The following is a 23,245-nucleotide window of genomic DNA, read 5'->3' as shown; positions in this document are numbered from 1 at the left end:
ATTGCCCCAATCTATCAAACCTAACTACATAGTTTAATCAAGGAAGGGCACGGATTTGTCAGCTAGGTTTGCGCGAACAGAATCCCACGGCGTGTCAAGGCTTTTAAATAACGCGAGCGCGTCGGCAGCACTCATATCTACCGGCTGATTTTGACCATGCTTTTTGTATCCCAAAAGATACATGCAATAGCCAATCATGCGCTCAGCGCTCCAGCCAGATTCACGAAGCGCACCGACGTCTAGTGAGTGCTTACTTTTGGCAAGCCTCTCGCCTTGTGCGTTGTCAATCAGCGGCAAATGCGCAAATTGCGGACGCACATAACGCACGCCGTGAGCCGCAAAAAATCCCGATTTTTCAAGCAGCTCACCAATCCAAATCTGAAGCGCTGCAGAACGCAGCAAATCGCGTCCGCGCACAATATCATTTACTCCGCTCAAAACATCGTCAACAACAACAGCAAGCTGATAAGAAAAAACGCCATCCGCTCGGCGAATCACCATATCCCCCAAATCGCGGTCAATATTAAAAGATTGCTCCCCAAAAATCGCGTCTTCAAAACTCACATTTGCTTGCGGCGAATCAGCCGAGGGAACAGCAAGCCTTAAAGAATGTTGCTGATTATTTTGCAAACGCTTTTCGATTTGTGCCAAACCTTGCGCAGTTTTGCGAAGATTTCTGCACGTACCCGGATAGCGTATAAAACCGTCGCCTTCTTGCGGAGCTGCAATCGCACGAATATCGGAACGCGAGCAAAAACAAGGGTAGATTAACGAATTTCCGTCGTCATCTTGCAAAGATTTTAGCGCATCAAGAGCTTCTTGGTAGATTGCAGTGCGCTCATGCTGATAAGTTGGCTCGCCACCCCAATCAAGACCAGCCCACTTCAAATCTTCAATAACTCGCGCGCTAGCATCCTTCGGCATTCGCGCAATATCAAGATCTTCTAGACGCAAAAGCATGTGGCCGCCCTGCGATTTTGCAGAGAGCCACGCAGCCAACATTGCTACCATATTGCCAATATGCATACGCCCGGAAGGAGTCGGCGCAAAACGCCCAATTGCAATAGTTGACTTCGAAAACATTATTTCGTCTTTCTTAAAATTTTTCTTAATATCTTTTCCAATATCTTTCTTAATAAGCACAAGTTTGCAAAGCATAAGCTCGCAAAATAAAAAGCGCGTAACGCATTCATACTAGCATTACGCGCTTCTTACAATCGCAATCAACCGCAATCAATCGCGGTTAAAAGCAAATGTTTTATGCAAATAACGACTTGTACATAACCACGCCCAAGATTGCGCCGGCAATAGGAGCAATAACTGGAATCCATGCTTCACCCCAGCGAGAAGAGCCCTTGTGCGGAATTGGCAAAATCGCGTGAAGCAAACGCGGCATAAGATCACGAGCAGGATTCAAAGCAGGGCCAGTTGGACCACCCATAGAAGTTACCAAGCCCCACACAACAAAGCCAACAACGATTGAAGCGCCAGCCAAATTCTTCTCACCCCATGGAGAAGTTAGGCAGCAAAGTGCAGCCAGAACAAGCACAAGCGTGCCGAAGAACTCGTTAAGGAAGTAATTAAGCTTGTTGTTATAAGCGTCCGTAGTGCAGAAAGTGCCAAGAATAGCTCCCGGCTCCTCAGTTTCGTTGTAGTGCGGCAAATAAGTTACGTACACAATAAGCTGGCCAACCAACGCACCCAAAAGCTGAGCGACAATATAAGGAGCTACATCCTTCCACGGGAACATGCCGTTTACAGCTTGCGCAATTGTCATAGCAGGATTGATATGCGCGCCGGAAATTCCGCCAAACATGAGCACTGGGAACATCACGCCAAAACCGTAGCCCATAGCAATATTTAGCCAACCTGCATGGTGTCCTTTAGTATTTTTTAATTCAACGTTTGCCACAGCACCGTTTCCAAAAATCATAAGAATAGCAGTGCCAATAAATTCTGCAGCCAACATTGCCATAAACGAATGTTGCATGGTCCTTCGATCCTTCTTACCTGTTTCAAACTCCACACACGTAATCACGCGTCAATAAATTCACAACTCGCAATTGCGATTAGCACAGCATGGAACACAATATATTCTCATTTTCAAAGAAGCTAAGAAAATGAATTCCAACAATTATTCTTTGATAGTTTCCCTTATGCGCGCGACAGTCTGCGTGAGCAGTAAAATCGCACTCACATCAAAAGAGGCCCGCCACTTTGGCGAGCCTCTTATCTACAAAAACAATATCTGCGGTTTCATCTTCACAACATCCTCGTTGCAACGGTTAAAGTCTTAAATATCCCGTCCAACGTCCACGGATTTCATATCCATACACTTTTGTGGGTTACCGCTATCTCTTTTTTGTTTTTGTAATTATTATTATCATCGTTTTTTGCCTAATAGTAAAGAGCAAATTAGCCTTTGTTAACATATTGTCACTACTGTTCAATTGCACACGAAAAATCGCAACTCTTGCGGCATTTTGTGAACATGCAAAGGTTGTCATGTTAAATTACGTTCGCATGAGACATACTCCGGCGTGTCGCAAGATATTTTTAGAGCGCAAAGCAAGCAAATAAAATCGACACTCAGTCGCGCACTTCCCTTGCAACGCATACAATTACAGAATATGGTACAAATTTTTGACGCTCCCTCAAAGGCGATTCTGCGTGGTCAAATTGCAGAGCATATCGCCGAAGATGAAAAGGCAGAAAAGCGTGAAGCTCGTGAGGGTGAGCTACCGTTGCCAAAAGATCGTTTCTTCGACCGAGAATTAAGCTGGTTGAAGTTCAATCGTCGCGTGCTTGAGTTGGCTCAGAATACAGATTTGCCACTTCTTGAACGCGCTAATTTTGCTGCTATATTTGCGTCAAATCTCGACGAATTCTTTATGGTTCGAGTTGCAGGATTAAAGCGCAGAATAGATTCTGGAATAGCAGTAACTGCAGCATCCGGCTTAAGCCCTCGCCAGCAGTTGCGCGCTATTAGTGAGGTAACTCACCGCCGCCAAGATGAGCACGCTCACTATGTTATTGAGCACATTCTTCCTGAGCTTGCCAAACAGCGCATTGTTTTGCTCAGCTGGGATAAGCTTACAGAATCAGAAAAAGCGCGTTTGTCTGATTACTACAAAAAGCAAGTTTTCCCTGTTCTTACGCCTCTTGCAGTGGATCCTGCTCACCCATTCCCATACATTTCCGGCAAGTCTATTAACTTGGCTGTTATCGTCGAAAATCCAAATTCTGGAAAGTCGCATTTTGCACGCGTAAAAATTCCAGATAATTTGAATCGCCTTGTACCAGTTGACGATTTAACAGACGAAGAAGGTCGCGAAGAGCGCTACGGCTTCATCACAATGGAAAAGCTGATTGCAGCACACTTGGAATCGCTTTTCCCAGGCATGATTATTAAGGAAGCCCGCTCCTTCCGCGTTACACGTAACGAGGATATTGATGTTGAGGAAGATGACGCAGAAAACTTGCTCAATGCTATGGAGAAGGAACTTCTTCGCCGCCGCTTTGGACCTCCAATTCGTTTGGAAATTTCTAACGAGGCCAGCCCATTCCTTTCTCAGTTGCTTGCAAATCAGCTTCGCGTAAGCCCTGAGGAAGTCTATCGTTTGCCTTCGCCGCTTGATATGACGGTATTGTTTGAATTGCAGGCGCTTGACCGCCCAGATTTGAAGTATCGTCCGTTCATTCCTACTACGAACCGTCAGATTGCGGAAGTTGAAACTAGCCACGCGCAAGATATTTTCGCTTCGATTCGCGAGCATGACATTTTGCTGCATCATCCTTACGATTCGTTCTCTACTTCTGTGCAGGCATTCCTTGCTCAGGCTGCTGCGGATCCAAAAGTGCTTGCAATTAAGCAGACTTTGTATCGTACGTCTAGCAATTCGCCAATTATTGACGCTCTTGTTGATGCGGCTCACGCTGGCAAGCAGGTGCTTGCGCTGGTTGAGATTAAGGCACGATTTGACGAGGACGCAAATATTGCTTGGGCTCGTAAGCTTGAGCGCGCAGGCGTTCACGTTGTGTACGGCATTGTTGGTTTGAAGACTCACTGTAAGCTTTCTCTTGTGGTTCGTCAGGAAGCAGAAGGGTTGCGCCGATACTGCCACGTTGGTACAGGTAATTACAATCCTAAAACTGCTCGCCTTTACACGGATTTGGGTTTGCTTACTTGCGATCCTGTAGTCGGTCAGGATTTGACTCGCTTGTTTAATCAACTTTCTGGTTATGCACCGAAGTCTAGTTTCCACCGCCTGCTTGTTGCTCCTCGTACAGTTCGCACTGGTATTATTGCGCGAATTCAGCGCGAGGAAGCTGCAGCTCTTGCCGGCAAGGAAGCTTGGATTAAGATTAAGGTCAATTCTGTGGTTGACGAGCAGACTATTGACGCTTTGTATCGAGCTTCTCAAGCTGGAGTAAAGATTGATATTGTTGAGCGTGGTATCTGCTCGCTTAAGCCTGGAATTGAGGGATTGAGCGACAATATTCGCGTGCGCTCTATTCTTGGTCGATTCCTTGAACACAGCCGTATTTACGCGTTCGCTAATTCTTGCGGTCCGCAGATTGGTGACGGTCCTGCAAGCGGTCCAGAAGTGTGGATTGGCTCGGCTGATCTAATGCACCGCAATCTTGACCGCCGCGTTGAAACTCTGGTTCGTATCAGCGCGCCTGATCAGGTTGAAGCTTTGATTCAGTACATTGATTTGCAAATGGCTGATTCTACTGTTTCGTGGTGGATGGATGGCGACGGCACGTATACCTTGCATTCTCGCGATAAGGAAGGCCGTCCGCTCGTGGACAGCCAGGCTTACTTGATTCACACTCACACGCGCAAGCCTCGCGGCGCGAATTAATCGCAAATAACTAATAAACAATAAGCAAGAGCCAGATTCAGTAACATGTTTCTGGCTCTTGTTGTGTTTATTACTCCTTCTAAACCGCCTAAATTTCAAGCGTTGCCGGCAATAGCCGAAATTTCTACAGCACCGTTTGCCAGTTTTAGGAAGTTTTTTACGCCATAATTTGCCAGTTTTAGCAAATTTAAGGATTATAAAACAATAACAGCTCTTTTGCTAATGCTATGACTGTGACAAAAGTAAAAGATTACAGCACAACTAAAATTTGCGAAAGAAAACCGCTAAAATAGTGAATATGAGTGCAGTAACGACGCAATACGTTGAAGCAGCTGGCGGAATTATTTATCGCAAGCGCAATACTACAAACAGCTCAAACGCAGGTGAAGATACAAAAACGGGCAGCAATGCAATAAATCCAAACCATGCAAATAAGCCAATCAGCGCAATAAAGTCTAGCGACGATGATTTTGAGCTTTGCCTAGTCTACCGTCCTAAATATGACGATTGGAGCTGGCCAAAAGGAAAGAATGAGCCAAAAGAATCGCATCGCCACACGGCCGTGCGCGAAGTTGGAGAAGAAACAGGATATTCAGTCACACTAGGCCCACACATTGCCAAAATAGAGTATCCGCTTGAGCGCGAAGGCAAAAAATCTTCCAAGAACAGCTCATCAAATAGCAACCAAAATCGCAATTCCCAGCCGGAAGTAATAAAGCGAATCCACTACTGGATGATGCGCTTAATCGACAAGCCAACTGCAGCAAAGCGTCTACCAGCTTTCGGACCAATTAAGCCAGCTAAGCCTACTGAAATTGGAAATGTTTTATGGCTTACTCCTTCTCAAGCGCGCAAAAAACTTACGCACGATAGCGACCGCGAAGTGCTAGATGCTTTCTTAGAGAAGCTCCACGCGGGTCAAGGAGAATATAGCACGCTGCTTTTGGTGCGTCACGGAAAAGCTGAGTCTCGAAAAACTTGGCAAGGAAGCGAAGCGACTCGACCAATCACACCCCTTGGAGCAGCTGCATCATACGCTTTAGGTCGCGAGCTTGCCTGCTACGCGCCGAATAAAATCATATCGTCTCCTTGGAAGCGTTGCGTAGAAACGGTTGCAGCTTTTGCGCACGACTCTTCACTCCCAATAGAACAGGTTGCGGAACTTACTGAAGATCATCACGAAAAACAACCAAAATCTACGCTATCTGTGCTTACAAAAGAAATACAAAATCTTGATCACAACGCACAAAATGCAAGCGAAACTAGCAATGTAAGCACAGCCAACAACGTAAGCACAATTAACAACGCAACCATCATGTGCCTACATCGCCCTGTTATTGGCACTTTCTTCGATTATTTGCGCGAAATAACAAAACCTAGAGCACACAAGCGCATACTCAGCCAAAAATCTCCATACATGCCTACAGGAAGCGCAATAGTTTTGCACATAATTAATACACCTAAAGGTGCTCGCATTATCGATATTGAAAAGGTTCTTCCAAGTGTCTACTAGTTTAAATTCAAAATCGAGTTCTATTCATTCAAGCAGGTCTGCTTTTATGCCAAGCCCTACAGGAGCTGCCCGCCCAAGCCGGCCTGCACAAATGGATCCTGCGATGCTCGCACAGATTGAAGGCGGCACAGATCCGCAGGTTGTAAACGAAATTAGTCACACTTCCGCTGCCGTTCTGCTTAACCGCGTTCATAAAACGCAGTCGCCGGAAATCGTTGAGCGCGTGCTGAATTTGGTTGAAAATGAGGGCATTGAAGTTATTGCAGATTTGTGGAGCCATGCGGAAGCAGAGTCTATTCCTGGAATGTTGTGGCGACTGTATTTATTGCGAATGTCGCTACGAAAACAGCGCGAAGCTTATGCTGAGTATTGGAGTCTTGGCGAACCTGAAACAACAAGCGCATCCGCTATTACAGGGATTGACGAAGCTCCTACAGGAGAGGATATTGCGCGACTTGCAGATTCTATTCTTTCTGGTGCTTTTACAGGCGATTTTGCTGTAGCGCTTTACCGATCTTCAGCTTTTACTTCGATTATTGCACGCGGAATGCAAGTTTACGCAAAAAAATTAGACGAACAAGCAAATACAATGCACACGCAGAAAATTGCAAAAGTTTTGCATATCTCCGCAAATATGCACGCACTTTCGTTATCTTTTGCTCATGGAGCGAAATTATGGCGCGCAGGAAAGTTGGAATAAATTATTTGCGATTAAAATTGTGCGGCGCGTGAAAATAGAAAACAAGGTATACTCAAAATGATGCTGGCTTGTGTTTAAGCCCCGGGCTCCATTTTTTGCCGCTGCGAGCGGCGTTTGCGCCGACAGGCGCTTTCGCAAGTCAGTATCGTTTCTGCTCTGAATCTCGAATTTTATATTTTAGATTTTATATTTTAGATTTTGCTAGCTAATTTTAGATAAAATATATATTTTTACTCACATTTGTTTATATTTCGCGCAAAAATAACGGCACGCCGATAGCTTAACATGCCATGCTTGCATTACCCTAGAAGGTATGGATCTTCATGTTTTACATCATCCGCTGGTGGACCACAAGCTCACCGTTTTGCGTGATAAGAATACACCTTCTAACATTTTCCGCGAGTTGGTTTCCGAATTGGTAACCCTCGAAGCATACGAAGCAACCCGCAATTTGGAAGTTAGCGATCGCGAGATTGAAACTCCTATTTGCAAGATGACTGGCAAGCATTTAAACCGCCCACGCCCAATGGTTGTGCCGGTTTTGCGCGCTGGTCTTGGCATGCTCGATGGCATGACTCGCCTTCTTCCAACCGCTGAGGTTGGATTCCTTGGCATGAAGCGCGACGAGCAGACGCTCGACATTGTCACTTATGCCAACCGTTTGCCAGAAGATTTGACCGGTCGTCAATGCTTCCTTCTTGACCCAATGCTTGCCACTGGTGGCACTCTTATTGCCGCTACGCATTATTTAGCTGAGCGCGGCGCTAAGGATGTTACTGCTATTAACATTTTGGCAGCCCCAGAAGGCTTAGAGCGCTTGGAGAAGGAACTTGATCCTTCCATCGATTTTAAGGTTGTTGTTTGCGCTGTTGACGAGCATTTGAACGACAAAGCTTATATCGTGCCAGGTCTTGGCGACGCTGGCGATCGCTTGTATGGTTTGATTGACTAATATACTCACCAAATCAAGCGAAAGCTAGAATATAAAAGCTAAAATCAAAACTACAAAAAGCCTGCTGATTTGCAACACTTTGCAAGTTCAGCAGGCTTTTGTGTTTAGCGCGGACGAGTCACGGCCACTTCGCGAGCACGCTCGGCCAATTCGTCTAATTTCGCAAGCTCCGCGCGTTGAGCATCAGTTTGCCTTGGCGAAAATTCGCCGTAACGATTTTGCGCAGCAGTACGAATTAAAAAGTCAGCCAGACGCGGATTTTTCGGCAAAACTGAGCCGTGCATATACGTTCCAATAACATTGTATTTGCGCGCTCCTTCCGTGTGATCTTTGCCATTATTACCGCAATTTTCACTATTAACCGAGCCAAGCGGCTGCGTGCCATCTTCCAAGCTTGTGCGCCCAGAATGGTTCTCGTATCCCACAATATCGCCAAAATCGGCGCTATGCTCCACAAGATTTCCAATCATACGCACGTCTTGACCAACCGTGTGCTCGCCGAGCACGCCAATTCCTTGAAGCTTTTGCCCCTCAACGGTTTCAAAATACTCTCCAAAAAGCTGGTAAAGTCCACAAATCATAAGCATTGGAACACCATCTTTTGCAAGCCCACGAATCGCGTCTGCGCGCGCAAATAAATCTTCCGTGACTCTGCTTTGACCATGATCTTGACCACCGCCGCCAAGAATCATATCCACGCGCTCTGGCCATAAATCGCCAACATTGTACTCGTGTAGCACAGGCTTGTAACCGTACAATTCCGCTCGTCGCATAATCGTAAGCACATTGCCATAGTCGCCGTAAATATTCATGTCTTTTGGATATAGCGACACAATATCTAGCACGCGATTTTCTTCAAAAGTAGCATTTGCTTTACTAATATCACTGGAACCATTCATGACTATTACTTCCCAACTCCAACGTCTTTAACTTCCGCAAGTTGCGCTAAAGCCGCGCGCACGCGAAGCATTGCAGTATACGTGCAATATATACGCTTAGCGTTTTTAGAATTGCCACTAAAATCGCCGTTTACGAAAGCTTTAGTATCTTCTTCTAAATCCGTATTCACATTGCGAGCCGAGACTTTATCGTACTGCAGCCTCAAAGCCATATCCCATGCGCGAGTACCAGAAACACACGCAACTCCAGTGCCGCTAAAGCTTGCAAAATCAACGTCCCACAGCCAGCTCATGTCTCTACCGTCCGCGTATTCGTCACAAATTGCAATCATGGTATCGTGATTTTTCGGATGGTCCGAAGCAATTGCAAGCCTAAAACCAATAGGATTCTTCACTAAAACAAGCTCAACAGGAACGCCATTAACTTCAATTACTTCGCCTCTGCCAAAAGCAGGAGTTACGTGCGAAATCGCTTCCATAAGCGCGTCGTCGTCGAATTTTTGCAGCGTAGAATTTTGTTTTTTAGCGTCCGCCAAGATAGCGCGAACTACTGTTGCTGCAGCAGCAGCGTTGAAAATGTTGTAAGCACCGTCGAGTTTTACAGATGTGGTTTTACGCTTGCCATCAAGTATAAGCTCAGCCTCATGGTCTCCAACTTTTGAAAGCACAACGTCTGCTTTAGGAAGATTGTTAGCCTTGCTTTCTGCAGTATCTTCGCAATTTTCGCTTTTTTCGGCAGTATTGTGCAAATCATCATCCGTTGGGAACATGCTTTTTACAGCGTCATCCAAACCAAAATACCGCACACAAGTCCCGGAAGGAACAACTTTCGCAAGCGCGCAAATACGTGGATCTTCGCGATTTAGCACTACCGTTCCTTCAGTTGCTGCAGCTACATTGCTTAATAGTTTTGCAGTTGTGTCAATTTCGCCGAATCGGTCAAGCTGATCTCGCATAACGTTTAGCAATAAAGAGTAGCGAGGCTTGATTTGATTCACAAAATGTACTGCGTACGCTTCGTCGAGCTCTAAAACTGCAATATCCGCATTTAGTTTTGTGCCAAAAGCCGGCATTGTTTTTGCAAGAGCTGCCACTACTCCTCTAGTAAAGTTTGAACCGGTTGGATTAGTAAATACGTTAAGCCCTGCGTCGCGCAGCATAGAAGTTACCATACGCGTTGTGGTAGTTTTGCCATTAGTTCCGGAAATAAGAACTATTCCGTACGGCAATGCGGCAAGAGTGCGTGCTAAAAAGCCGGAATCTAGGCTTTCAATAACTTTACCCGGCAATGCGCTTCCGCCATGATGTAGCAGCCTAGAAAGCGCGCAAACAAGTTTACCAACAGCAGGCATTGCAAAACTGTACCAATGCTTATGCAAATTTTGGCGCAACTTTTTATGCGATTTATGGTCGCGGCTTGACATACTAAATCACACCCCTTATTGCTGGTAGTCTTGCGGCATATCCATGAACTTGGAAGTTGCACCCAAGAAGGCAAGATTAAACGTGTCAGTAGGGCCGTTACGATGCTTTGCCATAATAATATCGGCTTCGCCTGGGCGATCTTCCTTATTGTAAAAATCAGGGCGATGCACAAGGAACACCACGTCAGCATCCTGCTCAATAGAACCAGATTCGCGCAAATCTGAAAGCTGTGGTTTCTTGTCATTTCGCATTTCCGGTCCACGATTAAGCTGGCTTAAAGCCACAACTGGCACTTCAAGCTCTTTAGCAAGAAGCTTCAGCGCACGCGAGAATTCCGAAACTTCCTGCTGACGACTTTCCACGCGCTTGCCAGAACTCATCAACTGAAGGTAATCAATAACTACCAGTTTCAGATCATTAGTTTGCTTCAAACGACGGCATTTTGCGCGAATTTCCATCAAGCTCATATTTGGACTGTCATCAATAAAAAGCGGAGCGTTTTGCATTTTTGTCCAAAAAGTATTAAGAGTATTCCAACGATCTGGAGTAATATCTTCCGCTCTTCGCATAGCAGCAAGCGGAATATTAGTTTCTGCAGCAATAATGCGCTGAGCCAATTCCACTTTGCTCATTTCTAGAGAGAATACAATAGACGTCATATTGTGGTGTAGTGCCGCCGAGCGCGCAAAATCAATACCAAGTGTTGACTTACCCATAGCTGGACGACCAGCAACAACAATCATTTGGCCAGGTTGCAAACCTTGAGTAACTTCGTCAATATCTCTAAATCCAGTCGGTACACCTTGTTCAAGTTCGTGATTTTGCATTTTATCGAGCTGATCAAGTGTATTTTGCAAAACTGGGCCAATAGCAACGTAATCTTGACGCACTTTGCCGGCACTCATCTCATACACTTCTGATTGCGCAAGATTTACAATATCTTCTGCTTGCGCTCCGGAAGCAGAATAGCCCATTTGTGCAATTTTTGTGCCAGCAGTAATAACGTTACGAAGAACAGCATTTTGATGCACAATATCTGCGTAGTACATTGCGTTTGCGGCTGTTGGCACAGAAGCTACTAGGCTGTGCAAATAGTCAGCTCCGCCAACTTTATCGAGATTTCCATCTTTCATTAATTCGTTAGCTACAAGCACAACGTCAACAGGCTGTGAGCCAGCGAAAAGCGTAAGAATAGCATCATAAATTGTTTGGTGCTGCGGTAAATAAAAATCTGATGTTTCAAGCAATTGAGACACTTCGCCAATAGCATCTTTGCTCATAAGCATTCCGCCAAGCACAGCCATTTCTGCATCGACATCGTGAGGAGGCACACGATCAAACAACGTAGCACCTACTTCGGCACCACGATTTGCAACGCCAGAACCATATGCAGAGGCGTCACCATTGCCACCACGATTGCTACCTGCGCGGATAACATTGCCTTTAGTAGATTGCCACATATCATTATCTGCCATAAAAACGAGTATAAACGCGCGCACGTATTATGAAAAAACGTAAATGTATTAACACAAAACTTTATTTACATTTTTAGCGCAGAATCCATCCACGTATCATTTCTTATGCGCAAACTATTGCCTATTGCACGCCCCCCAATATAAACAGCATTTAAAACAACCCATAAAGTAATAGTTCTTACCACGTCATTAGCATCGACGACGACATCAAAAACGCTTGTGAGCGCCAAAAATGTTAAATAGACGGCAGCCATTACTGAGCAAGCTTTTGCTAAGTAACGGTGATCACCTGCGCCAATTAATACGCCATCTAGTGCCCACATCCATCCGGCAAGAGGCAAGAACAATCCTAATATTGTCATGCCTACAGAAATTAAAAACTGAATATCTGTATGCTGACTAAATAGTGGCGCGCAACTCCAACCCACGAAAATCATGAATAAACCGACTCCTACGCTGCTTACAGCTCCCACTTGAGCACAAATACGCGTAATCATTCCTGCGCGCTTACGACAGCCTGCACCTAGCGCTGCAGCAACAATAGTCTGCGCAGCAATACCAATTGCATCCAAAATATTCATAACAAAATTCCAACAGGAATTAGCAACCTGATACGCGGCGAGAGTATTAGTACCGAGATGAGTCGCAGTAACAACCGTAGCTACCATGCACACACGCAATGCAAGTGTACGAACAAACAAAGGCATACCAGTTCCAGCAGAATGTAGAATATGCTGGAAATGCGGTTTGAGACGCGCACCACTTTGAGTAGCCCAAATAACTGCAGGAATAGTGAGAACAAGTCCCATATACCATTGTGCAATCATTGTTGCAATACCAGAACCAGCGATTCCCATGTTGAGACCAAATACTGCGATTACATCGAGAATGGTATTTAGAACAGCTCCACTTACAGCAGCAAATAATGTTATGCGCACGTTGCAAAGACCGCGAAATATGCCATTTGCTGCATACACGAGCAGCATCGCAGGCAATCCGGGCATAACCATTTGTGTGTACACAATAGCATTTTGCAACGTAGAGCCACGCGCGCCTATTGCGTAACATAACGGTTCAGCGGCGAAAATAAGTATGACCGTAAGAATTATGCCAAGCAATAATGCAAGCCACAATCCATCCATGCCAATGCTAAAACCTTCTCGACGCTTACCTGCGCCTAAAAGACGCGCAACCTGTGAAGTTGTATTGTAAGCCAAAAATAAGCAAAGACCTGTAGTAGTAAGAAGTACCGTTGATCCAATAGAAAGACCTGCTAGAGCGCTTTTGCCAATGTGACCAATAATAGCAGTGTCAATAAGTACAAATGCCGGCTCAGATATGAGCTGTCCAAAAGTTGGTACGGCTAGTAGCCAAATATTGCGTAATACGTCTTTTTTGTCCTGGTTGTCCAACTTTTGATTTGTCATAATGCTTCATTCTACTGCTACTTTGTCACGCTTGCATAAAAGAAGATTGCAATTGCTAACAAATTTTATGCAAAAGTAATTGCGAGTGAAGTAACACAAATATGTGTAAAGCGCAAATAAAAATATTATTTTAAAAAGTTATCCGCAGGATATCCACAATGTTATCCCCACTATGTGGATAAATTTGTGTGATATCCACGTAGACACGCCTAAAATGTGGATAACTTATCTTTTTTATCCACATCAAGCAATTCGTGCGTGTCATATTAATAACTTATTCACTAAAAATAACTTATTAATTAAAAACTTGATTTTAAATTAGCAAAAATAACAAAACCGCATATCTTAGATAAGACATGCGGTTTATATCAGAAACTCGAACTTGCTTCTAAACAATAGCGCCTACGCACATGCGTCTATTCTTTAGCACTATTATTTCGTTTCTCTGTTTTTTTATTATTTTGCGCTGGTTTATCTTTTTCTACAGTTTCAGACTCTTCTTCAGAAGAAGACTCTTTTTGCTCAACTTCAGATTTAGTATCATCAGCCTTAGAATCACCTTGTTCAGAATTCGCCTCAGATTGATCAGCCATAAAATCAGATTGTTCAACCTCGTTTTCGCTCATATCAATATCAACGGAAGTAAGAACAGCCATTTGAGTCTTATCTGCATCATCATCTGCAACAGCAACTACAGCGCCATCGTGACTTTGTGCAATAGAAGAAAAATCGTAAGCACGTTCTCCTTGATCAGCTAAATCAACGCCCTTACGTTCCTTAGCTTCCGAGATGCGCCATCCAAAAAGCTTTTCAAGAACAAAAGCTAGCACTGCAGTTACGGCACCTGCATAAAGAACCGTAATTCCAATCAAGCACAGTTGCGCAACTAACTGATGCCAGTCACCAACAGCAAGTAATCCGGAACCATCAGCAAATAAGCCTACTGCAAGCACACCAATAAGCGCAGCAACACCATTAACGCTAACTACATGCAAAGCGCCATCGTAGCGCACAAAAGTACGAGAGTGAGTTACTAAAGAAGTAATAACACCCGAAAGAACACCCAAAACTAAAGCCCACAATGGAGCAATAACATCCGCGGCTGCAGCGCTTGCAGCTAATCCAGCCATAACGCCAGACGCGGCTCCCAAAGCAGTAAAGCATCCAGAGTGTAAACGTTCAGTCACGCCCCAGGCAAGCATTGAAGCAGAAGCAGTTATTGTGGAACTCACCCAAGCATAACCTGCAACTCCAGGAACACCTGCAGAAGAACCAATCATTAACCCAAGCCAACCGAACCAAATCAAGAAAACGCCAAGCATAACAAAAGGAACATTATGTGGCTGGCGAGCAGCAACACCATTTTCAACTGCTGACTGCGTTGCAGTGGATTCAGCAGCAACTTCAGTTACTGTAGCAACTGGAGAGACAACAGTCTCACTAGCGGCATTTTTAGCATGCTCAACATCAGCCCACAATGCGCGCGATAAACGACTTTTAGAATTACGCGAATTAGTAGCTCCAGAATTAGCATTGCCACTCGTATGCGCAACCTTCTTAATATGCAAAACAAAGCGCTTAAGAGGGAAGTGAGCGTGTCCGCCAATAATCATAACAATCGCAAAAGCCGAAACAGCCGCAGCAATATGCAATATAGAGCCACCTGCGAAATCATGCACTGAAATACCTAACGCCTGTGAAATAGCACCATTAGGCGAAAGTAAGCCACCACCGCACACCATATGTGCTAATGGAGCGAATACTAAAGTAATCCATACAGCTACGAAAATAAGCCAAATAGCGTAACGCACTCGACCGGCTAGAGCTCCGGTGATAAGAGCTACTGCAACTACCGCACATGCTAAACGAAAAGCTGCAGGAATGCCGCCAGATAGCCCAGAATTTGCGTCCATAGACGTAAACACACCGTGATCTGCCACCATCGAATCACGGAATAGCAAACCACTCAATGGATCACCTATAACACCGCCAGCCATATCTTTGCCAGCAAAAGCTAACGACCATCCCCACAGCGTCCAAACCAGTGTGGTTACAGCAATAGCGCCAGCTGAAAGCATCATCATATTCACCATGGAAGTAGCGCGTTCGCGACCTCCATAGAACAGGGCAATACCCGGCGTAATAATAAACACCAATGCGCCAGCCAACAATGCCCATTGCGGATCCATTGTGGTCATTTTTCACCTCAATTATTTGAAACAGCGCAACAATACATCGTTGCAACTTAAGTATTACTTATATAACTATTGTACCGAGAAACCCTTATAGCCAAAACTCATAGAAGAACTTTAATGGAACATTAAAAACTACCATTCGTGCAGCTACAAATGTTCAGCATTAAGCGAGCAAACCGTCTACGAAGCTTTGAGCATCAAACGGCATCAAATCATCTGGCCCTTCGCCAAGACCTACTAGCTTAACCGGCACGCCAAGTTCGCGTTGAACAGCTATAACAATTCCACCTTTAGCAGAACCATCGAGCTTAGTAAGAACTACGCCCGTAATGCCAATAGCTTCAGCAAACACTTTTGCTTGCGACATGCCATTTTGACCAGTAGTAGCATCCAATACCAGCAATACTTCATCAACAGGCATAGTTTTTTCTATAACCCTACGAATTTTGCCAAGCTCTTCCATCAAATTTGCTTTATTTTGCAAACGACCAGCAGTATCCACAATCAATAAATCAGCTTGCTCTTCCTTCGCCTTATTTGCAGCAATAAAAGCAACAGAAGCAGGATCAGCACCGTCTTTATCTGCACGAACAACTGGCACGCTTACTGCAGATGCCCAAGTTTCAAGTTGATCAGCTGCAGCCGCGCGAAAAGTATCTGCTGCAGCAAACATTACTGAACGTTTTTTAGCAATAAACAATCGCGCTAACTTTCCAGCAGTAGTGGTTTTACCGGTGCCATTAACGCCGACCATCATAATAACGCTAGGATGATGCGCATCTGATTTATCTGCGTTTAAGCGTCGATCAGCATCTTCATCTACTATTTTCAAAAGTTTCGTACGCAATGCCGAATGCACATCTTCTGCACTAGAGGTGCCAGCAATGCGTGCATCTTTGCGTAGATCTTCTACTAATTCTTCACTAGCTCGAGAACCAACATCGGCCATAAGAAGAGTATCTTCTACATCTTCCCAATCTTCTTCCGAAAGATGATCCTTGCTTATGATATTAAACAATGCACGACCAAATGGATTTGCACTATGAGACAAACGTTCACGAAGACGCTTAATACGCGAAGAGGTGCTTTCTGGCAATGATTCAGACTTCGCTTCTTCATTGTGTGCAACAGCAACGTCACTTTCTATCTGCTTTTCAGATTGTTTTGTGCCGCGCGCTTTAGATTTGCTCGTATCGATTGAGCTATTAACGCTTTTAGGAATTACTGGCCCATGACTATTGCTGTGAATGCGCAAAATCACTGCAACTGTTACCAATAAGATTGCAATAACAACAGCTGCAACCGCAAACCAAATTAGCATGTTCATATCCATAACCATGTTCATGACATCAAGACTATGAAAGTCAAGGGACACTAGCAATACATTTCACTATTTTTTCTCATCTTTGTCACACTTCAACATCAATATGTCTAGGTACACCTGCATCTATTACACTAATAAAAGTCGTAATAAATAGCGCTAGTTATTATTACGCAAAATTTGAATTCACTAAATAATTGAGGAGGATTTTATGTCAGATCAGCCTACCGTAAATGTATACGGTGCAGATTGGTGCGGAGATTGCAAACGTGCGAAAGCTGCACTAACTCAGTACGGAGTAGCATTTATTTGGCATGATATTGAAACAGAAGAGGGCGCTGAAGAAAAAGCGATTGAAATTAGCAATCAAAAGCATATTCCAGTTGTTACTTTTGCAGATAATACTTTTATGGTTGAGCCATCAGCAACACAAATAAAAGCAAAACTTGAGTCACTCGGAATACTGCAATAAATGTATGTAACACGCATAAGTTAACACGATATTCACTTCGTCGATTGAATGTAGTACACTTGGCATTTGTTGCCCCTTTAGCTCAATTGGCAGAGCAGAGTCCTTTTAAGTCTTGGGTTGTGGGTTCGAGTCCCACAGGGGGCACTTTTTTATACCTTAAGCACACAGCCGAGAGCGTATAAGTATGTTTATTACAACACTAATGGCTTGTAGATTAGTTAATCCAAATAATCGGCTAGTACAGAATCTTAGGATTATAGGTCAAAAGCGTGTAAAGTGTGTAAGAAATCATGTTTTAGGTCTTGCAATACAAGCATTTTGCGATAATTAAATCTGCTTTCTGCACATTCGCCACCAAGACAAAAATGTGTAAAAATAAACTCATAACAACTACGGCAGTAGGGCTCGTAGTATATCGAATGCGGATTATTTTTATGTTCTGTGGCATTCGAAGCATTCATTAGCTGAATATTTAACAATAAATCGTCACAAACTCTGTTACTAACGCAGAGTATCCATCAGCTGAGCTTTACACACTTTTGGAGCCTATAACCCGAATCTTAGTTAATTTAATTAACGGTCGGAATGGTATAATTGAAGTCCTTGATTTAAATCATCTATAAGTTTGTCAGCATCATCGTAACTTGCTTCACCTTTTGCTATTGTCTTGCCGAACTTTTGCATAGGATCCCAAAAAGCATACATTTCAGGTATTGTCGGCTGAAGAATAGAAGTGCGCGCAATAACTTTCATTTCTGCTTCGGCTGCAGCGTCAGCTTTACCAACAAACTTACTAAGCCTTTTATCTGATGGCACCGTGCCTGTTTTTTCAAAAGATACTTTTTGAGAGTTTTTTGACCCAAGAAATGCTGCAAATTTAGCAGCAGCTTTTTTATAAGAAGAGTTAGGATTGAAACCAAAATCACGCGATCCAGAAAAAGCTTTCATCTGGAATTCTCCAATCTTAGTTTTAAACTTTGGAAGGCTAGTTGCAGCATAGTTAGATCCAAGAATCTTTTTCACTTCACTTGCACTCCATGTTCCGGAAAAAATCGCGTCCACAGAACCTTTCCTAAGGCTTTTAAGCTCCCTTCCATTACCACCTAAAACAAAATTACTGTTTCTTGTTAGATCAATAATATATTGCGTTATAGCAACAGCTTTCTTATTGAACTTTATACCTTTACTTGCATCATTCCCATTTTTGCCAAAGAATGATACAGCCCCATCAGAATAGAATCCAGCAAGATACCACGCATTACTAATATCAAAAGCTACTTTGCCTTTTGCAATCATCTTATCTAAAGACTTAACATCGTCAGGTGTGAATTTTGATTTGTTGTAATACATTAGCCATGAGTTAGTTGTATACGGAACGCCGTATAGCTTTCCATCCGTGTAGGTAACTCCACGAACCACTACATCATCATTCTGCTTTTTTACTTGTTTAACAGCGTACGGCGGAAGTTCGCCCAATTTGCCAAGTTTTAATAACTCTATCATCATATCATTGCAGTAACAGAAAACATCAGGACTTTCGCTATTATTATTCATTTTTAATGCAGAATCCTGAGACTCAACCACGCTATTTTTGAAAGTTATTTTGTATTCCGGATGGATTTTCTGAAATTTTTCTTCCATCTGCGCAACCCAACTATTGTCTTTGCTACTTGACCATACGGTTAGATTAACGTCCGTAACTTTCTTAGGTTTAGTAGGTTTTTTCTTCTTGTGCTTTACTATTTTCTTACTACCACTAAAAGATATTTCGTCACTGTAAGACTGATTGACACTATCGTTACCACAGGAAGAAAGGCTCATGAGTATTACTATTGCAAAAATGCTACAAAATAGTTTCTTAAATTGACTCATTTCACTCTCCCTATTATCTCTCTAGATACAATTCACCCGACTCAAGCAGAAAAATTTAAACTCAACTTGCCCAAACACTAGCGTCTTGATCATCTTCATCTATATCGTGACCTACAAGTGCTGGAGAAGAATACGTGTATTCATCATCCACGACGCCAGAATCAGCATCTGCATTAATAGCAGCAAGAACATGCTTATCCATTTTGTACTGTGGCAATACGTTCTTAATATAGCTAGTTACAGCATCTTGCATAGCAACGTCGTGGCCAACTTTTTCTGCCATAAACCAACGATGATCCAACACTTCATGGAAGAACTGAGCTGGTTCAATTTGCGAACGGAACTCAGGAGGAATCATACGAACTGTTGGCTCGAAAATTTCACGCATCCAATCAGTTGCGACGATTTCCAACTCTTCACCCTGACGCCATGTAGAAGTGCGATACGCATCCAAATCGTTCAGCAGCCTTCGAGCCTGATTCTCTTGAACATCCAATCCAGTAAGACGAAGAAGCTTGCGGGAAGCATAGCCAGCATCCACAACGCGAGGTCGAACCAAAACCCTTCGACCATCTTCTGAAGTCTTCATCTCCAACTCGTCAACATCGAAACCAAGCTCATTTAGACGATTAACACGACGTTCAATTCGCCACATCTCATCAGGACTGAACTTATCAACGTCAGTAAGCGTACTCCAAAGCGAATGATAACGGTCTACTAGACGATTGCCTATGCTGATTTCATCTACTTCCGTCGGCAAAAGCTGACCGGAGCTCAAATCCATAAGCTCACCAATAATGTTGGTTCGAGCTAAATCAATATCGTATTCTCGTTGACCTTCTGTTAAGCTTCCGTGCAAATCACCAGTTTCTGCGTCAACTAGAAAAGCAGAAAAAGCATCTGCATCTCGCAAAAACAGCACGTTAGAAAGCGATACATCGCCCCAATAGAAGCCAGAAAGATGCAAGCGCACCATAAGAACAGCGAGCGCATCAATAAGACGCTCTGCGGTATCCGGTCGCAAAGTACGAGCAAATAACGCACGATATGGCAGTGAGAACTTCAAATGTTTCGTAACTAACATTGCTTCAAGCTTTTCACCATTAGCATCATGGCGTCCTGCAACAACAGCTATAGGAGTAACTGTAGGCAACTCAAGTTTACGAAGCCTACGCAAAAGCTCATACTCACGTTCTGCAACTTGACGAGTAATTTCCTTCATTGCATACACTTCATCGCCAACGTGAACAAATCGCACAACGTGGCGAGAAATACCGCGCGGCAAATTCACGAATAAATCAGCAGGCCATTGAGAAAGTGGTAATTCCCAAGGCAGTGTAAACATTTTTGGATTTGAACTAGCCGCAGTAATCTTAAGTGCCTGCGGTTCTTGAGACGACGCATTCTCGTCCTGTGCAGATACCGAAGTTGCTTGCACAGCACGCGGGTCTAATTGAGGAGCGTCATTCCATTCCATAAAGTTTATTTACCAATCAAGCTCATGCCAACGATATCACTGCATTCAATATAAACACAGCTTAACCACCGGCGAATTATTGATAACAACTATATATAATAAGCGATGCGTTGTAATGATGTATTATTGCACACTTATTATGCTGCTTTTTTGTGCCAAAAACGGGGTTCGCGTCATATTGCGAACCCCGCTATACCTTATACCGAAAGTTTGCTTATTAGCTCATATAAGCAGGCAAACCAACGCTTTTAGTTCAAACGCAACTCCGTAGAAGGTGCGAACAGATGCATCTTAGATGGATCAATCTTGATCTTCACGGTGTCTCCAACCTTTGGAAGAGCACGTGGGTTCACGCGAATAGTTGTGAGCTTGTTTTGATCAGACATCATCGTAGATGCTTCTTCAGGAGAACCATCGGTGATGATATTGCCGTAGATATAGCCATCAGAACCGAGATCTTCCACGTTCATTACCTTCAAGGAGAACGCATTTGGATCATCGGATGTTGCCAAGCTTGCGTCTTCTGGACGGAAACCAACAATAATCTGTCCGTTATCCTCTGCAGTGAGCTTGTCAACAGCCTCAGCTGGAAGAACTATAGAATCCTCACCGATCTGAGCTCGACCATTTACAACTGGATGCTGATTGATGTTCATGGATGGAGAGCCAATGAAGCCTGCGACGAATACGTTTGCAGGACGGTCATACAGCTCAGTAGGAGCTCCAACCTGCTGCAATACACCAAGCTTAATCACTGCAATGCGATCACCCATGGTCAAAGCTTCAGTCTGATCGTGGGTAACGTACAGAGTGGTAACACCAAGCTGACGCTGCAAAGCAGCAATCTGAGTACGAGTCTGAACGCGGAGCTTAGCGTCGAGGTTGGAAAGAGGCTCATCCATGAGGAAGACTTTTGGTTCACGAACAATTGCGCGGCCCATAGCAACACGCTGGCGCTGACCACCAGACAAAGCCTTTGGCTTACGATCCAAATACTCTGTCAAATCCAACACTTCTGCAGCTTTTTCAACACGCTTGCGGATTTCTTCCTTAGGAACACCAGCAATCTTCAAAGCAAAGCCCATGTTATCAGCAACTGTCATGTGTGGATACAGTGCATAATTCTGGAAGACCATTGCAATATCGCGATCCTTTGGCTGCATTGTAGTAACATCTTGACCGCCGATGAGGATACGTCCTTTGTTAACCTCTTCAAGACCTGCCAACATACGCAAAGTAGTTGACTTACCGCAACCAGATGGACCAACGAGTACGAGGAACTCACCATCTTTAATAGTCATGTTCAAGTCATCAACCGAAGGCTTATCGTTGCCTGGGTATATACGAGTCACATGATCAAATACAACTTCTGCCATGATATGTCCTTTCATCGGCAGGTACGTGCCGAACGATCCGTAGTGAAGGGTGTGCACTCATGACCCCAATTCCTACATCGGCGGGTATCAATCGTCCACAGTTTACTTACCTGGTCCATTGAAGGTTCTCTTCGTTGAGCCATGCCTTAATATATCATGTTTATCTTAGAAAAACAGCAAAAAATCAGTATTTTCTCAATACTCGGCGTGTCGAATAAGGCGCACAAAAGGAGAATAACTATGGATCAACAACAAGAAACAACAAATAATGAAATGCAAAGATCAAATACCCCTTATAGTAAAAGCTTAATTGGCATCGTAATAGCACTAATTATTCTTGCATTCGTTGCGGGAGCTGGGTTTATGGCTTATTACAATTCAATCAATAAACCACAAGTAAAAATTGAAAATCCAACAACTAATAAGCCAGATACACAAACTGAGGATACAGCAGACTCCAAAATAGCCAAAGAGATTAAAAAACTGCCTTCTTCTGACATCCCACCGGCATCTAATTTACAAGGCGGAATTCTTCTTAGCAAGGATGGGTACGGCAAGCAAGCTGCTGGTGCTCCTACAGTTGCTACTTATTTTGATCCTTTGTGCCCTGGTTGCGGATCCTTTAATCGTACTGTTGATGAAACTTTAATTAAAATGGTTGAAGCAGGTCAAATTAACCTAGAGCTTCACCCTATGTCATTCTTAAATCGTTTTAGCTCAGATCAATATTCTTATCGCGTATCAAGCGGTATTGCTTATATCGCCTCATATGATAACGATCCAAAGCACTTGCTCAAGTTCATCAATAGTATTTTTAGCGAAAGATTCCAGCCGGAAGAAGGCGATGGATACCAAGCAACACCAAATAAAGCTCTTATTGATTTAGCTGAAGATGCTGGAGTTGCAAATAAGATTGCGAATGAAGCCTTTAACCTACACTATGTTAAGTGGCAAGAAGTTATTAATGAGAATACTCCAGAAGAAAAAGCTTTATGGAATGTTTCTGGCTCTAATAAAGGCGCTATGACAACTCCAACAGTAACAATTAACGGTAAGCTAGTAGATCTACATGCAGCTTCTGAAAAGCAGATGGATCCTTTGGAAGCTATATTAAAGTCTTTGGGAATCGATAAAAAACATGTTGGCAAATCTGGTTATATGCCGCAAGTTACATATAAGAGTAAGCCGCTTGATTTATAAATAAAATTAAATAATTTCTATACAAAAACGGACGTTAAGAACAAGCCTAGCGTCCGTTTTATTTAATAATTTA

At 43.6% G+C, this 23,245-nt stretch carries 17 protein-coding genes and 1 tRNA gene; 7 read left to right on the top strand and 11 right to left on the bottom strand.

Annotated features, from left to right (window positions below):
- Positions 1–33 precede the first annotated feature (33 nt).
- A complete protein-coding gene (locus AC1EKT_RS03185) occupies positions 34–1,083 on the bottom strand; it encodes a glutamyl-Q tRNA(Asp) synthetase (protein ID WP_415689403.1) in 1,050 nt (349 codons plus the stop codon).
- Positions 1,084–1,258: 175 nt separating this feature from the next.
- Positions 1,259–1,990, bottom strand: coding sequence for an MIP/aquaporin family protein (locus AC1EKT_RS03180; protein ID WP_391496139.1), 732 nt, complete (start codon positions 1,988–1,990; stop codon positions 1,259–1,261).
- Between the two features lie 640 nt (positions 1,991–2,630).
- Here AC1EKT_RS03180 and AC1EKT_RS03175 point away from each other — a divergent pair.
- The 4 genes from AC1EKT_RS03175 (at position 2,631) to upp (ending at position 8,033) form a co-directional block, all read left to right on the top strand.
- Positions 2,631–4,868 carry an RNA degradosome polyphosphate kinase gene (locus AC1EKT_RS03175; RefSeq protein WP_004119572.1) on the top strand — a complete coding sequence of 746 codons (2,238 nt, stop codon included), beginning with the start codon at positions 2,631–2,633 and terminating at the stop codon, positions 4,866–4,868.
- Between the two features lie 298 nt (positions 4,869–5,166).
- The gene (locus tag AC1EKT_RS03170; protein WP_415683177.1) at positions 5,167–6,381 is read left to right on the top strand and encodes an NUDIX hydrolase; all 1,215 of its coding nucleotides are present in this window, start codon (positions 5,167–5,169) and stop codon (positions 6,379–6,381) included.
- Between the two features lie 46 nt (positions 6,382–6,427).
- Positions 6,428–7,081 carry a thymidine phosphorylase gene (locus tag AC1EKT_RS03165; protein ID WP_415683538.1) on the top strand — a complete coding sequence of 218 codons (654 nt, stop codon included), beginning with the start codon at positions 6,428–6,430 and terminating at the stop codon, positions 7,079–7,081.
- Between the two features lie 313 nt (positions 7,082–7,394).
- A complete protein-coding gene (gene upp, locus AC1EKT_RS03160) occupies positions 7,395–8,033 on the top strand; it encodes a uracil phosphoribosyltransferase (protein ID WP_004136544.1) in 639 nt (212 codons plus the stop codon).
- Positions 8,034–8,137: 104 nt separating this feature from the next.
- Here upp and AC1EKT_RS03155 read toward each other — a convergent pair whose 3' ends face one another.
- From AC1EKT_RS03155 to ftsY, 6 genes are all read right to left on the bottom strand, one after another.
- A complete protein-coding gene (locus AC1EKT_RS03155) occupies positions 8,138–8,932 on the bottom strand; it encodes a type 1 glutamine amidotransferase (RefSeq protein WP_415683176.1) in 795 nt (264 codons plus the stop codon).
- Between the two features lie 5 nt (positions 8,933–8,937).
- A complete protein-coding gene (locus AC1EKT_RS03150) occupies positions 8,938–10,356 on the bottom strand; it encodes a MurT ligase domain-containing protein (protein ID WP_415688969.1) in 1,419 nt (472 codons plus the stop codon).
- A 15-nt stretch (positions 10,357–10,371) separates the two neighbouring features.
- Complete coding sequence (gene dnaB / locus AC1EKT_RS03145) at positions 10,372–11,832, bottom strand: replicative DNA helicase (protein ID WP_032835455.1); 1,461 nt, start codon at positions 11,830–11,832, stop codon at positions 10,372–10,374.
- Positions 11,833–11,897: 65 nt separating this feature from the next.
- Complete coding sequence (locus tag AC1EKT_RS03140) at positions 11,898–13,259, bottom strand: MATE family efflux transporter (protein ID WP_415683174.1); 1,362 nt, start codon at positions 13,257–13,259, stop codon at positions 11,898–11,900.
- A 416-nt stretch (positions 13,260–13,675) separates the two neighbouring features.
- The gene (locus AC1EKT_RS03135; RefSeq protein WP_415683173.1) at positions 13,676–15,457 is read right to left on the bottom strand and encodes an ammonium transporter; all 1,782 of its coding nucleotides are present in this window, start codon (positions 15,455–15,457) and stop codon (positions 13,676–13,678) included.
- A 160-nt stretch (positions 15,458–15,617) separates the two neighbouring features.
- Positions 15,618–16,799: a signal recognition particle-docking protein FtsY gene (gene ftsY, locus AC1EKT_RS03130; protein ID WP_415683537.1), complete on the bottom strand. Its 1,182-nt coding sequence runs from the start codon at positions 16,797–16,799 to the stop codon at positions 15,618–15,620.
- Between the two features lie 187 nt (positions 16,800–16,986).
- Here ftsY and AC1EKT_RS03125 point away from each other — a divergent pair, with 187 nt between their 5' ends.
- Together AC1EKT_RS03125 and AC1EKT_RS03120 are read left to right on the top strand one after the other, a co-directional pair.
- Complete coding sequence (locus AC1EKT_RS03125) at positions 16,987–17,247, top strand: glutaredoxin domain-containing protein (RefSeq protein WP_415683172.1); 261 nt, start codon at positions 16,987–16,989, stop codon at positions 17,245–17,247.
- 71 nt (positions 17,248–17,318) lie between these two features.
- Positions 17,319–17,391: transfer RNA gene (locus AC1EKT_RS03120), tRNA-Lys, on the top strand.
- Between the two features lie 429 nt (positions 17,392–17,820).
- On the opposite strand, the gene AC1EKT_RS03115 is transcribed toward AC1EKT_RS03120, so the two are convergent.
- The 3 genes from AC1EKT_RS03115 to AC1EKT_RS03105 all read right to left on the bottom strand — a co-directional run bounded on the left by AC1EKT_RS03115 (position 17,821) and on the right by AC1EKT_RS03105 (position 21,972).
- Positions 17,821–19,119, bottom strand: coding sequence for an extracellular solute-binding protein (locus AC1EKT_RS03115; protein WP_415683171.1), 1,299 nt, complete (start codon positions 19,117–19,119; stop codon positions 17,821–17,823).
- A gap of 61 nt (positions 19,120–19,180) precedes the next feature.
- The gene (locus tag AC1EKT_RS03110; RefSeq protein WP_415683170.1) at positions 19,181–20,596 is read right to left on the bottom strand and encodes a DUF4032 domain-containing protein; all 1,416 of its coding nucleotides are present in this window, start codon (positions 20,594–20,596) and stop codon (positions 19,181–19,183) included.
- Between the two features lie 248 nt (positions 20,597–20,844).
- Positions 20,845–21,972, bottom strand: a complete 1,128-nt coding sequence (locus AC1EKT_RS03105) for an ABC transporter ATP-binding protein (protein WP_004105828.1) — start codon at positions 21,970–21,972, stop codon at positions 20,845–20,847.
- A gap of 240 nt (positions 21,973–22,212) precedes the next feature.
- Between AC1EKT_RS03105 and AC1EKT_RS03100 the strand changes: the two genes are divergently transcribed.
- Complete coding sequence (locus AC1EKT_RS03100; RefSeq protein ID WP_415683169.1) at positions 22,213–23,172, top strand: DsbA family protein; 960 nt, start codon at positions 22,213–22,215, stop codon at positions 23,170–23,172.
- Positions 23,173–23,245 lie beyond the last annotated feature (73 nt).

This window comes from Bifidobacterium sp. C0047B3 (genome assembly GCF_056590535.1).
Note: the sequence above shows the minus strand (reverse complement) of the source record. Positions and strands in the feature narration are given on the sequence as shown.

Excerpts from the sequence above, each read along its gene's own strand:
- AC1EKT_RS03185 (WP_415689403.1), bottom strand. The coding sequence starts at position 1,083 with ATGTTTTCGAAGTCAACTATTGCAATTGGGCGTTTTGCGCCGACTCCT.
- AC1EKT_RS03180 (WP_391496139.1), bottom strand. The coding sequence starts at position 1,990 with ATGCAACATTCGTTTATGGCAATGTTGGCTGCAGAATTTATTGGCACT.
- AC1EKT_RS03175 (WP_004119572.1), top strand. The coding sequence starts at position 2,631 with ATGGTACAAATTTTTGACGCTCCCTCAAAGGCGATTCTGCGTGGTCAA.
- AC1EKT_RS03170 (WP_415683177.1), top strand. The coding sequence starts at position 5,167 with ATGAGTGCAGTAACGACGCAATACGTTGAAGCAGCTGGCGGAATTATT.
- AC1EKT_RS03165 (WP_415683538.1), top strand. The coding sequence starts at position 6,428 with ATGCCAAGCCCTACAGGAGCTGCCCGCCCAAGCCGGCCTGCACAAATG.
- upp (WP_004136544.1), top strand. The coding sequence starts at position 7,395 with ATGGATCTTCATGTTTTACATCATCCGCTGGTGGACCACAAGCTCACC.
- AC1EKT_RS03155 (WP_415683176.1), bottom strand. The coding sequence starts at position 8,932 with ATGAATGGTTCCAGTGATATTAGTAAAGCAAATGCTACTTTTGAAGAA.
- AC1EKT_RS03150 (WP_415688969.1), bottom strand. The coding sequence starts at position 10,356 with ATGTCAAGCCGCGACCATAAATCGCATAAAAAGTTGCGCCAAAATTTG.
- dnaB (WP_032835455.1), bottom strand. The coding sequence starts at position 11,832 with ATGGCAGATAATGATATGTGGCAATCTACTAAAGGCAATGTTATCCGC.
- AC1EKT_RS03140 (WP_415683174.1), bottom strand. The coding sequence starts at position 13,259 with ATGACAAATCAAAAGTTGGACAACCAGGACAAAAAAGACGTATTACGC.
- AC1EKT_RS03135 (WP_415683173.1), bottom strand. The coding sequence starts at position 15,457 with ATGACCACAATGGATCCGCAATGGGCATTGTTGGCTGGCGCATTGGTG.
- ftsY (WP_415683537.1), bottom strand. The coding sequence starts at position 16,799 with ATGAACATGGTTATGGATATGAACATGCTAATTTGGTTTGCGGTTGCA.
- AC1EKT_RS03125 (WP_415683172.1), top strand. The coding sequence starts at position 16,987 with ATGTCAGATCAGCCTACCGTAAATGTATACGGTGCAGATTGGTGCGGA.
- AC1EKT_RS03115 (WP_415683171.1), bottom strand. The coding sequence starts at position 19,119 with ATGAGTCAATTTAAGAAACTATTTTGTAGCATTTTTGCAATAGTAATA.
- AC1EKT_RS03110 (WP_415683170.1), bottom strand. The coding sequence starts at position 20,596 with ATGGAATGGAATGACGCTCCTCAATTAGACCCGCGTGCTGTGCAAGCA.
- AC1EKT_RS03105 (WP_004105828.1), bottom strand. The coding sequence starts at position 21,972 with ATGGCAGAAGTTGTATTTGATCATGTGACTCGTATATACCCAGGCAAC.
- AC1EKT_RS03100 (WP_415683169.1), top strand. The coding sequence starts at position 22,213 with ATGGATCAACAACAAGAAACAACAAATAATGAAATGCAAAGATCAAAT.